Source organism: Streptosporangium sp. NPDC003464 (genome assembly GCF_053588315.1).
Map to the genome: position 1 here is coordinate 1 of NZ_JBSFPS010000295.1, position 12,250 is coordinate 12,250.

General features: G+C 73.5%; 8 protein-coding genes. 7 read left to right on the top strand and 1 reads right to left on the bottom strand.

Going from position 1 to position 12,250, the window contains the following annotated elements:
* The first annotated feature begins 93 nt into the window (after nucleotides 1-93).
* The gene (locus tag ACWDS7_RS40890) at nucleotides 94-1,146 is read left to right on the top strand and encodes a terpene synthase family protein (protein WP_451933656.1); all 1,053 of its coding nucleotides are present in this window, start codon (nucleotides 94-96) and stop codon (nucleotides 1,144-1,146) included.
* A 259-nt stretch (nucleotides 1,147-1,405) separates the two neighbouring features.
* Here the strand turns inward: ACWDS7_RS40890 and ACWDS7_RS40895 are convergent, their stop codons facing one another.
* Complete coding sequence (locus ACWDS7_RS40895; RefSeq protein WP_451933657.1) at nucleotides 1,406-2,383, bottom strand: DUF5937 family protein; 978 nt, start codon at nucleotides 2,381-2,383, stop codon at nucleotides 1,406-1,408.
* A 47-nt stretch (nucleotides 2,384-2,430) separates the two neighbouring features.
* Between ACWDS7_RS40895 and ACWDS7_RS40900 the strand changes: the two genes are divergently transcribed.
* The 6 genes from ACWDS7_RS40900 to ACWDS7_RS40925 form a co-directional block, all read left to right on the top strand.
* The gene (locus ACWDS7_RS40900; RefSeq protein ID WP_451933658.1) at nucleotides 2,431-3,642 is read left to right on the top strand and encodes an MDR family MFS transporter; all 1,212 of its coding nucleotides are present in this window, start codon (nucleotides 2,431-2,433) and stop codon (nucleotides 3,640-3,642) included.
* Between the two features lie 71 nt (nucleotides 3,643-3,713).
* Nucleotides 3,714-5,660 carry a sensor histidine kinase gene (locus tag ACWDS7_RS40905; RefSeq protein WP_451933659.1) on the top strand — a complete coding sequence of 649 codons (1,947 nt, stop codon included), beginning with the start codon at nucleotides 3,714-3,716 and terminating at the stop codon, nucleotides 5,658-5,660.
* A gap of 85 nt (nucleotides 5,661-5,745) precedes the next feature.
* Nucleotides 5,746-7,215, top strand: coding sequence for a BTAD domain-containing putative transcriptional regulator (locus tag ACWDS7_RS40910; RefSeq protein ID WP_451933660.1), 1,470 nt, complete (start codon nucleotides 5,746-5,748; stop codon nucleotides 7,213-7,215).
* A gap of 242 nt (nucleotides 7,216-7,457) precedes the next feature.
* Nucleotides 7,458-9,539, top strand: a complete 2,082-nt coding sequence (locus ACWDS7_RS40915) for a sensor histidine kinase (RefSeq protein ID WP_451933661.1) — start codon at nucleotides 7,458-7,460, stop codon at nucleotides 9,537-9,539.
* Nucleotides 9,540-9,599: 60 nt separating this feature from the next.
* A complete protein-coding gene (locus ACWDS7_RS40920) occupies nucleotides 9,600-10,496 on the top strand; it encodes a TolB family protein (protein WP_451933662.1) in 897 nt (298 codons plus the stop codon).
* A 70-nt stretch (nucleotides 10,497-10,566) separates the two neighbouring features.
* On the top strand, nucleotides 10,567-12,250 hold a 1,684-nt coding region (locus ACWDS7_RS40925; protein WP_451933663.1), incomplete at its 3' end, for an NAD+ synthase.

Consider the following 12,250-nt stretch of genomic DNA (forward strand, 5'->3'; position numbering starts at 1 on the left):
GGACAGTCAAGGGGACAGGTGGAAATGCGATCGTGACGGGTACAGACATTTCGAGACTTTTCGGACACGTCACCGCGGGAACGGGCTCCCGCGGTGGCCGCGGCCTTGCTGCTGCCCCTCGCCGACCGGGTCCCGGTGATGGCCGCCCCGTGCCGGATGCACTCCTCGGTCGACCGGATCGAGACCGCCCTCGCCGAGTGGTCCTGGGAGATGGGGCTGGAGACGCCCGCGCGGGCGGGGTTCGAGCGGATGGCCGGCCGGGCCTTCGCCGGCTTCGGCATGGACTCGGCCCTGCTGTTCGCCAAGTGGCTGACCTGGCTGTTCCACTTCGACGACGAGTGGGACGAGAAACCGGCCGGACACGCCGCCGAGATCGTGGGGGCCGCCTTCGCGCGCCTCGGACGCCTGGCGCGCGTCACGCCGCCCCAGCCGCGGGAGGCCGTACCGGCCCGGGAGGGGGAAACCGTGGCGGCCCGGGAGGGAGATGCCGTACCGGCCCGGGAGCGGGAGGCCGTGGCGGCCCCGGCGGAGGGCACCGCGCCGGTCGAAGCGGCCTTCCAGGACCTGTGGCGGATCACCGCCGGACGGATGAGCGCGCGGTGGCGGGAGCGGTTCGCCCAGGGGCTGCGGGAGCAGGGGGCGGCCTGCCGCGCGGAGGCGGACAACCGGCGCGCCGGACGGGTCCCCTCGGCCGGGGAGTATCCGGCGCTCCGGCGCGGCACTGCCGGCCCCTACCTGTTCGACCTGGTGGAGCCGTGCCTGGGGGTGGAGGTGCCGGCCAGGCTGCGGGAGAGCCCGACCTGGCGGACCCTGGTGGAGTCCTGCAACGACGTCACCGCCTGGTGCAACGACGTCGCCTCCTACCCCAAGGAGCGCGCCAACGGGGACGTGCACAACTACGTGACGGTCGCCGCCGCCGCGTTCGGGCTCCCGGACTCCGGCGCGGTGGCGTGGGTGAACGACCGGATCGCCGAGCGCGCGCAGGACCTGCGGGCCGCCGCCATGCGGCTGCCCGGGCTGTTCGACCGGTTCGGGCTGTCACCGGCGCAGGCCAGGGACGTCAGCAAGGTGGCGTGCGCCTTCCTGTCGGCTCCCCGGGCCCAGCTGGAGTGGCTCCTGGAGTCCAGCCGGTACGGCGTGACATGAGGTGACCGCCCGCCTCTCGCGGGCCTCCGGGCCTCAGCGGACCTCCGGCCTCCGCGGACCTCCGAGCCTCGACGGATCTCAGCGGACCTCCGGCCTCCGCGGACCTCCGGGCCTCGGCGGATCTCCGGGCCTCGGCGGATCTCAGCGGATCTCCGGATCTCCGCGGGCCTCCGGATCTCAGCGGATCTCAGCGGGGCGCCGTGGAGGGGCGTGTCCGGCGGGGCGGGCGGCCGCACCACGCCGCCCCGCCGCCGTCCGGTCAGGACGCGCAGACCAGCGAGTCGCCCACCGGGGTGCGGCGGTAGACGACCTCGCGGCCGAGACGGCTGCGGGTCACCAGGCCCCCGTCGGCCAGGACGGCCAGGTGCTGGCTGACTGCCCCCGGGGTAATGGTCATCCGGCGGGCGAGCCCCGAGGTGGTCGCGGGCTCGGCCAGGGCGGTCAGGATCTGCGCCCGGGTGCGGCCGAGCAGCGCGGCGAGGGCCCCGGGGGCGGGCGGCGGGCCGGCGGCCCACAGCGTGCCCACGCCCGTCGCCGGGTAGAGGAGCATCGGCTGGTACGGCTCGACCATCACGGCCGTGTCCGGCCAGTAGAAGGCGGTCGGCACCAGCACCAGGCCGTCTCCGCCGATCGGCTCGGAGTAGCGCCAGGGCCGGGCCACGCTGAGCCGGTCGCCGTGCCAGCGCACGCTCGGGTGCAGGTCGGCGAAGAGTTCGCGGGCCCCGCCCACGGCGAGCTGCCGGGAGCGGCGCAGCACGTCCGCCTCCAGCAGGCCGTAGATCCGGGGCCAGAACTCGGCGAAGGCCGTCTCCCAGTAGCGCTCCAGGGTGTCGGCGACCCGTGCCACCCCCGCCTCGGGGTCGGCCGTGAAGCGCTCGATGACGCGGGGGTCGGATCCGCTGACCCGGCCCGCCTCCTCGGCCGCCCGCCCCGGGGGCGTGCGCCGCACCCGGTCGAGGTCGGCGGCGAAGTCGGGCATCGGGGTCTCGGGGGTGGGGGTGACGAAGTCGACGAGATAGCCCCGGAGCGGGACCAACGCGAACAGCTCCGACAGGTCGAGGCCGGTCAGGCGGGACCGTACGGCGCGCACCCAGGGCAGGTGGAGGGAGTGCCTGGCCGGGTCGCGCAGCGCGCGCAGGCTCGTGACCAGCTCCCAGATCGGGGAGAAGGCGAAGCGGATCCGGGCCACGTCGTCCGGCGCGAAGATCCACTCGACGTGGCAGGACTTTTTAGGCACGGCTAAAAGATTCGCGCATGGCGGGACGCGTGTCCAACCCTGATCACATGACGAGCACCACCCTTGCCAAGCCCGGTTTCCTGCGGTCGAAGGTCGGCGGCCTGCCCCGCGCGTTCTGGGCCCTGTGGACCGGGACGCTGGTGAACCGGGTGGGCATGATGGTCCAGCCGTTCATCGGCGTCTACCTGACCCAGGTGCGCGACATGTCCTACGCCGACGCGGGCACGGTGATGGCGGTCTTCGGCGTCGGCTCGCTGCTGTCGCAGATCGTCGCCGGATGGCTGGCCGACCGGCTCGGCAGGCGGATCACCCTGACCGGCGGCATGGTCGCGACCGCGGTCGCCATGGTGGCGCTCGGCTACAGCGTCTCGCTCCCGGCGATCGTCGCCACCATGTTCGTGCTCGGCATGGCGGTGGACGCCTACCGGCCGGCGTCCACCGCCCTGGTGGCCGACCTGGTCTCACCCGACGACCGGCCGCGCGCCTACGGTCTGCTCTTCTGGGCGCTGAACCTGGGCTTCGCGGTGGCGATGGTGGCCGGCGGCTGGCTCGCCCGGGTCGGGTACGGCTGGATGTTCTGGATCAACGCCGCCACCTCGCTGGTCTTCGGCCTGCTGGTGTGGCGGGCGGTGCCGGAGACGCTGCCCGCGCCGGGCGCGCGCGAGCACGGCCGCTTCGCCGACGTGCTCAAGGACCGGCTGATGGTCGCCTTCAGCCTGATCACCGTCGTCTCCACCATGGCCTACACCCAGGCGTTCACCACCCTGCCGCTGGCGATGACCCACGCGGGGTTCACCACCGTCGACTACGGCCTGATCATCGCCGTCAACGGCGTCCTGATCGTGCTCCTCCAGCCGCTGACCGGCGACTGGTTCGGCAGGCGCGACCACAGCACCGTACTCGCCCTCGGCCTGGCGATCATCAGCGCGGGCTTCGCGCTGACCGCCTTCGTCTCCGGCCTCACCGGATACACGGCCTCGGTCGTCCTCTGGACACTGGGCGAGGTCGTCACCGCGGGTGTCCCGGGCGCGATCGTGGCGTCGCTCGCCCCGCCCCACCTGCGCGGGCGCTACGCCGGCATGTACGGCTTCGCCTGGTCGGGCGGCGCCATGCTCGCCCCGCTGCTCGGCACCCGACTGCTGGAGGTGAGCCCCGCGGCACTCTGGGTGACCATCGGCGCCGTCAACCTGGTGGCCGCCGCGGGCCTGCTGGCGATCGGCCCGGCACTGCGCCGCCGTACGGTGTCGGCCGCACGTTGAACGCTTGTTGATTGGATTGTTGTCCGCGCCCGTTAAGGTCCCTCTGAGTACGACACAGAAGGGCCGGGGCGATGCGCGGGCTGAGCCGGTTGTCACCGACGGTGACGTCCGTCCGGGCGCGGGTGGCGGCGGTGCTGATCGCCGCCATGTCCGTGGCCATGGAATGCGTCAACATCTGGGTCACGGCGCAGCTGCCGCAGCCCTCCTACACGCCGCTGCCGTTCGCGCCGGAGGACGTGGCGGGCACGGCCTTCCCGGTCTTCGGGGCGCTCCTGGTCTTCCAGCGGCCCCGGCTGGTCATCGGCTGGCTGCTCTGCCTGGGCGGGATGTGCTCGGCGGTCAACAGCCTCACGGTCAACGTCGCCCTCCTGGGCCGGGGCGCGGTCCCCACGGCGATCTGGACGGTCGTCGACGTGAGCTGGCAGCTCACGATCCTGTTCCTCGGGGTGCTGCTGCCGCTGCTCTACCCTGACGGGCGACTGCCCTCCCCCCGCTGGCGGCCCCTGATCTGGTTCACCGTCGCCGTCCTGCTGGCCGACACGCTCCGCGCGGAGCTCCTGCCCTTCCGGGAGCCCTACCCGCTCTCCTTCGGCTGGCGGGCCCAGGTCATCCTGGACCAGCTCGCCAACGCGGCGATGCTGCTGGCGTTCGCCTCGCTGGCCGTGCGGTTCCGGCGGGCGGACTCCGGGGAGCGCAGGCAGATCCTCTGGCCGCTGCTGGCGATGGCGGCCTTCATCGTCCCCTGGGTGATCGGGAACCCGGTGTGGTGGCTGGCCTCGTTCACGATCCCGCTCATCCCGGCCGCGATCACGTTCTCCGTGCTGCGCCACCGCCTCTACGGCATCGAGACGCTGATCACGCGGACGATCGTCGGCGCGGGCCTGGTCGGCGTGATCGGCGGCGTCTACGTGGCGGTGGGGGCGGCCTCCAGCCTGTTCCTGTCCGACGTCGACCGGATCGGCGGCCTGTTCGCCGCGCTCTGCGCCGGGGCGTTCTTCCACCCGCTCCGGCGGGTGCTCCAGCGCGGCGCCGACCGCCTGCTCTACGGCAGCAAGGGCGACCCGGTGGCGCTGGCCGAGGAGCTCAGGCGGCGGCTGCAGCGGACCGACCCGGCCGGCGGGCTGACGGCCACCCTCGACGTGCTGCGCGAGGGCCTGGCGGTGACCGGGGTCGCGGTGCGGTTCGAGGACGGCGGGCCCGACGAGGCCGCGGCGGGCGACCTGCGGGAGGTGGTACGCGACGTCGAGCTCGTCTGGCACGGCGAGCCCGTGGGGCACCTGCTCATCGGCCCGCCGGGGGTCAGGCGCCTGCCCGCCGCGCACAACGAGCGGGTCATCGCCGTGCTCACCCCGTACGTGGCCGACGCCGCCCACGCGGTCCGGCTGGTCGGCGCGCTGCGGCGGTCCCGCGAGCGGATCATCGCCACCCGGGAGGAGGAGCGCCGCCGCCTGCGCCGCGATCTCCACGACGGCCTCGGCCAGTCGCTCAGCGGCATGGCCATGTCCATCAACGTCGCCCGCCACTCCCTGCGCGCCTCCCCCGAGACCGCCGATCGCATGCTCACCGAGCTGCGCTCCGGCATGGACAGCGTGACCAGCGACATCAGGCACCTGGTGTACGGCCTGCGCCCGCCCGCCCTGGACGACCTCGGCCTGGCCAAGGCGCTGACCGAGATGGCCGGGCCCGAGGTCGTGGTGGAGGTGGACGGCGACCTGACCGGGCTGCCGGCCGCCGCCGAGGTGGCCGCCTACCGGATCGTCCAGGAGGCGCTGACCAACGTCCGCAAGCACGCCCAGACCGATGCGGTCCGGGTCCGCCTGGAGCGGGGCGACGATCTGCGCGTCCAGGTGAGCGACGACGGGGTCGGACTCGCCCCCGGCCGGCGCTCGGGGGTCGGGCTGGCGTCGATGCGCGAGCGCGCCGCCGAGCTCGGCGGCACCTGCGTGATCACTTCGCCCCCGGAAGGGGGGACGGTGGTCGAAGCTGTGCTGCCGTTGAACTTGAATGTAGAGATCTGACTACCGATGATTTCTTACAGCCTGCGAACGATGGTGGGTATTGCCGTATGACATGGGACCAGGTGGCTCTACGCTTGCGCCTGAAATGCTGACATTTCGCGCCCTAGGACCGTTCCAGGCGCGCCACGGCGACGTGGTGCTCGACCTCGGCGGACAACGTCAGATGGCGGTGCTTGCCCGGCTCCTCGTAGCGGGCGGCCGCGCCGTCCCTGTAAGCATGCTCATCGACGAGCTCTGGCCGGGCGAGCCCCCGGCCCAGGCCCTGTCCACCATCCAGGGATACGTCTCGCGGCTGCGGCGCGCCCTGGAACCCGGCCGCGCGCCCAGGGAGGAGGCGGAGGTGCTGGTCTCCGCCCCGCCGGGATACGCGCTGCGCGCCGACCCCGGACAGGTGGACACCTGGAAGTTCGAGAGCGCCGTCAAGACGGAGGACGGACCGGCCGCGGTGTGGGAGCGCCTGGACGAGGCTCTCGCGCTGTGGCGGGGCCCCGCCCTGGCCGAGTTCTCCGACCTGCCGTGGGCGGTGACCGAGGCGGGCCGGCTGGAGGAGCTGCGGCTGATCGCGGTCGAGCGCCGCGCCGACGCCGGGCTGCTGCTCGGGCAGTCCAGCGCCCTGGTGGCCGACCTCGAGGCGCACGCCTCGGCCCATCCGCTGCGGGAGGAGGCCTGGCGGCTGCTCGCGCTGGCGCTCTACCGCAGCGGCAGGCAGGGCGACGCGCTGGGAGCGCTCCGACGGGCCAGGGTGATGCTCCGCGACGAGCTCGGCCTCGACCTCGGCGCCACCCTGCAGCGCCTGGAGTCCGACATGCTGTCGCAGGCCGCCCACCTGGACCTGCCCGCTCCCCCCAAGGAGGAGGCGGTCCCGGTACGGACGGCCGAGCGGGCGGGGCCGCCGGAGCTGCGCGTCGTGGTGGCCGACGACCAGGCCCTGGTCCGCACCGGCCTGCGGGTCGTGCTCGACAGCGAGCCCGGCTTCCATCTCGTGGCCGAGGCCGAGGACGGCGAGCAGGCGATCGCCGCCGTCCGGGAGACCTCGCCCGACCTGGTGCTGATGGACATCCAGATGCCCCGGCTGGACGGCCTGACCGCCGCGCGGCGGATCCTGGCCGACGAGTCCCCGCCGAAGGTGATCATGATGACCACGTTCGGCACGGACGACAACCTCTACGCGGCGCTGCGGGCCGGGGTGAGCGGCTTCGTGCTCAAGACCTCGGCCCCCGAGCAGCTCATCACCGCGATGCGCGCCGCGCAGGCCGGTGACGCGCTGATCGACCCGGCCGTCACCACCCGCCTGATCGCCTCCTTCGCCGGGCACACCGACCCCTCGGCCCCGCCCGCGCTCGCCGGTCTCGGCGACGCCGAGCTGGACCTGATGAAGCTGGTCGCCCGGGGGCTCACCAACCGGCAGATCTCGGCGACCCTGTCGGTCTCCGAGCAGGCGGTGTCAGAGTCGGTCTCCAAGCTCCTGGACCACCTGGGGCTGTTCGACCGGGCCCAGCTCGTCGTCTCGGCCTACGAGTCGGGGCTGGTCAACCCGGGTGGCATAGGCAGGTAACAATGTTCGTGGCGGGGCGCGACAGCGACGAGACGGGCTCGGGGACCTCAGGAGTCTCCGGGGCCTCAGAGACCTCGGAGACGCCTGAGGTCCCGGAGACTCCGGCGGCCCCGGGATCCTCCAGGACGCCGGACGTCTCGAGGACACCGGGAACCTCCAGGACACCGGAGGTCCCGGAGACTCCACCGGCCCAGGGATCGTCCGGGACGGCGGACCCGGGGGCCTCCGAGGCTCCCCGGGCCGTGCCCCGGACGGCCCCGGCACCCGCGGCCGGCGCCGCTCCCCCGCCACCCGCCCCCGGGACGGCCGCGGGCACCACGGCCGGCGCCGCCGCGCCCGCCCTGATGGCCTCGACGCGGCTGGTCCTCATCATCGTGGTGGCCGCCACCGCGGTCGCGCTCACGGTGATCGGCTTCGTGATCACGCTGCGCCTGCCGCCAGGCTGGTTCCCGGACATGCTCCTGACCCCCGACCTCGCCGGAGGGCTGACCTTCCCGCTGGTGGGCGCCTTCCTGCTGGCCCACCGTTCACGTCCGGCGACCGCGTGGCTGATGTGCGTCGGCGGGCTCGGCTGCGCGATCAACATCTTCGCCACCGGCATGATGCTCCGCTCGGGCGCCGAGGGCGCGCTGGCGGCGGCGGGCTACTACCGCTACGCCGCGGGGATCGGCTGGATCATGGGCGGCATGCTGCTGGCGAGCCTGCTGCCGCTGTACTCCCCCGACGGGCGGCTGCCCTCCCGGCGCTGGCGCCCGCTGGTGGTCCTGGCGAGCGCGCTGATGGTGGTGGAGTCGGCCCGCATGATCGTGCGCCCGACGCCGCCCCTGGACGACTACCCGCTGCCCCGCGTCATCCCGAACCCGCTGGCGGTCGAGGCGCTCACCCCCTACGGCAGGCAGCCCCAGCAGCTCCTGATGGTGCTGATCATGGGCGTCGCGATCCTGTCGCTGCTCTCCCTGATGCTGCGTTTCCGCCGGGCCGACCCCGTGCTGCGCCGCCAGATCGCCTGGCCGCTGAGCGCCTTCGCCCTCTACATCGTCTTCATGCTCCTCGGCGAGGACTGGGCGCCGGCCGCCACGGTCGCGACCGGGCTGATCCCGGTCGCCATCGCCTTCTCCGTGCTGCGCTACCGGCTGTACGGCATCGACACCGTGATCAGCCGCGCCTTCGTGGCCGCCGGGCTGATCACCGCGATCAGCGCGGTCTACTTCGGGGTCGGCGCGGTCACCGGGCTCGCCCTGTCCGGCTACGACCGGGTCGGCGGCCTGGCGGCGGCGCTGTTCGCCGGCGTCGTCTTCCACCCGCTCCGCCACCTGCTCCGGCGGTGGGTCGACCGGCTCATGTACGGCACGCACGGCGATCCGCGCGCCCTGGCCGCCCGGCTGGCCCAGGAGGCCGGCGAGACCGAGCCCGCCAACGCGCTCGCCGCCGTGGCCGCCGTGGTCCGGGACGGGCTGAGCGTCACCGGGGTCGTGGTCGAGGTGGACGGCGTGGGAGGCAGGCGGGTGGAGGTCGGCCTGCTGGGCCCGGCCCCGCGCGCTGTGCCGCTGGTCTGGCACGGGGAGCCGGTCGGGCGGCTGCTCCTGGGCTCCCCGGGTCCCCGCCGGTTCGCCGCGGCCCACAACGACCGGCTGATCGCCGTGGTCACCCCCTACGTGGCGGACGTGGTGCACGCCGTACGGATGACCGCCGACCTGCAGCGCTCCCGCGAGCGCATCCTCACCGCGCGCGAGGAGGAGCGCCGCCGCCTCCGCCGGGACCTGCACGACGGGCTCGGCCACGCGCTGACCGACATGGCGATGTCGATCAACATGGCCAAGATCAGCCTGCGCACCGCCCCCGCCTCCGCCGACCGGCTCCTGTCCGAGCTGCGCAGCGGCATGGACGCGGTCGGCCAGGAGATCAGGGAGCTGGTGTACGGCCTGCGCCCGCCGACCCTCGACGAGCTCGGCCTGGCCGGCGCCGTACGGGCGCTGGCCGTCGAGGGCGAGCCGCGGGTGGCCGTCGAGACCGAGGGCGACCTGTCCGACCTGCCCGCGGCCGCCGAGGTGGCCGCCTACCGGATCGCGCAGGAGGGCCTCACCAACATCCGCAAGCATGCGGGGGCCCGTTCGGCGGTGGTCTCGCTGCGGCGCGGCGAGTCGCTGGTGGTCCGTGTCCAGGACGACGGGCACGGGCTGCCCGCCGGGCCGCGTTCCGGCGTGGGCCTGCTGTCGATGCGCGAGCGCGCCGCCGAGCTCGGCGGGACGTGCGTGATCGGCGCGGCGCCCGGCGGCGGCACGGTGGTCGAGGCTGTCCTGCCGATTCCGGCCGGCCGGATGTAAACCTTTCCGGCCGCTCAGATCTCTAACTAGCTGTTGGTGGACTGATCTGAGGAGATCGTTGTGAAGCACTGGGCCATGGCCGCCGGCGCCGCACTCGCCGTGTCGACCGCCGCCGTCGCCGCTCCTGCCCTGGCCTCGTCACAGGCGGCGCCGGTCACGGGCGCCCTCTACCTCGGCCACAAGGGCGGCAAGGTCGAGGTGCTGACCCACCGGGGCGGCTGGAGCGGCCTGGCCGTCGGCGGCGGGAGCTTCGCCGGGCAGTTCTCGGCGGCGCCCGACGGCAGGCGGATCGCCTGGATCGACGACAGGAGCCGCCTGCACGTCAGGTCCGCGGGCGGGGACAAGGTGATCGCCAAGGACGCCGCCTACGGCGGCCCCTGCCTGACCCCCGCCTGGACCGCCGACGGCAAGCGGATCGCCTACCCGAAGAAGGGCACGGCCGCGGCCACGACCGTGATCGTGGTCGGCGCGGACGGCAGGAACGCGGTCGACTCCGGCAGGACCCTCGGCCCCTGCCATCTGACCTGGTCGGCCGACGGCAGGACGCTCGCCGGTTACGCCGGCGACACCGTCGGCGTCCACCTGCTGGACACCAGGTCCCGCCTCTCCCGCAAGGCCCCCGGCATCAAGCTCGCCAACCACGTGGAGAGCCTGTCCCCCGACGCCCGCCGGGTCGTGGTGAACGCCATCGGCCCCGACGCCCCCGGCGGCGACGGCTCCTGGCCGCTGTCGTTCACCCCGTCGATCCACGACACCGAGACCGGCAAGAAGATCTCCATCCCCGTCAGGGGCACGCTGCTGGGCGCCCACTACCTGCGCGACGGCCGCCTCGCGGTCCGCGTCAAGGGCGCGGCCGCCCACACCCTGGTGGTCCTGGACGCCTCCGGCAAGGAGCTCCAGCGCGTGACCGAGCCCGCCAGGGCCAGGGATCTCGGCCTGCTCGGCGTCCTCGGCTAGCCGGTCGCGCGCCTGGCGGCCTCGATCGCCCTGGACGGCTCTCCGCGCGACCGGGAATAAGGTGGAGCACGTGGCTCAACTCCGTATCGCCCTGGCTCAGACCGATCCCGTGGTCGGCAACCTGGCGGCCAACGCCGACAAGGTCGTCGAATGGACCCGGCGCGCCGCCGACCGCGGCGCGCACCTGGTGGTGTTCACCGAGATGTTCCTGACCGGCTATCCGGTCGAGGACCTGGTGCTGCGCAGCTCGTTCGTGGAAGCCTCGATCGCCGCGGTCGAGGCCCTCGCCCGCCGGCTGGCCGACGAGGGTCTCGGCGAGGTCCCGGTGGTCGTGGGCTACGTGGACCGGGCGGACCTGGCGCCGCGCGTGGGGCAGCCCAAGGGCGCCCCGCTGGACGCGGCCGCGCTGCTCCACCGGGGCCAGGTGGTCACCAAGACCGCCAAGCACCACCTGCCGAACTACGGCGTCTTCGACGAATACCGCTACTTCGTACGCGGCGACCGGCTGCCGATCTTCCGGCTGCACGGCGTCGACGTGGCGATCGCGGTCTGCGAGGACCTGTGGCAGGAGGGCGGGCCGGTCGCGGTGGTGGCCGAGGCCGGAGCCGGGCTGCTGGTGGTGCCGAACGCCTCGCCGTACGAGAAGGAGAAGGACGACGTGCGCCTCGCGCTCGTCGCCCGCCGGGCGCGGGAGGCGGGCTGCGCCCTCGCCTACGCCAACCAGGTGGGCGGGCAGGACGAGCTCGTCTTCGACGGCGACTCGATCATCGTCTCCGCCTCCGGCGAGCTGGTCGCGCGGGCCGCGCAGTTCGCCGAGGAGCTGCTGATCACGGACCTGGAGCTGCCCGAGGCCAGGTTCGGCGGCCTCGGCACCTTCCAGGTCGACGCCGGCGACGGGACCGTCATCACGGTGGAGCGGCTGGAGCTGTCGGCCTACCCCGTCGAGCCGTACGCGCCGGAGCCGCCCTCGATCGCCCCGCAGCTCGACGACGTCGCCGAGGTCTACTCGGCGCTGGTCCTCGCGGTCCGCGACTACGTGGCCAAGAACGACTTCCAGTCGGTCATCCTGGGCCTGTCCGGCGGCATCGACTCGGCCCTGACCGCCACGATCGCCTCCGACGCGATCGGCCCCGACCGGGTGCACGTGGTGATGATGCCCTCGCGCTACTCCTCCGAGCACTCCCTGGAGGACGCCCAGGAGCTGGTGCAGCGGCAGGGGATCAACGCCCAGCTCGTGCCGATCGCCGACATCGTCGACAGCTTCGAGAAGGAGATCGAGCTGTCCGGCCTGGCCGCGGAGAACCTGCAGGCCCGGGTCCGCGGCATGATCCTGATGGGCCTGTCCAACCAGCACGGGCACCTGGTCCTCACCACCGGCAACAAGAGCGAGCTGGCCACCGGCTACTCCACCCTCTACGGCGACTCCGCCGGCGGCTTCGCGCCCATCAAGGACGTGCTCAAGACCCTGGTGTGGAAGCTGTCGCGCTGGCGCAACGCCCAGGCCGGGACGTCGGGCGAGTTCCTGTACGGCTTCGCGGAGCCGCCCATCCCGGAGAACTCCATCGAGAAGGAGCCCAGCGCGGAGCTCCGCCCCGACCAGCGCGACACCGACTCCCTGCCGGAGTACGACGTGCTGGACCGCCTCCTGGACGACTACGTCGAGAAGGACATGGGCTCCGCCGAGCTGATCGCCGCCGGCCACGACCCGGCCCTGGTCGCCCGGATCATCCGCCTGGTCGACCTGGCCGAGTACA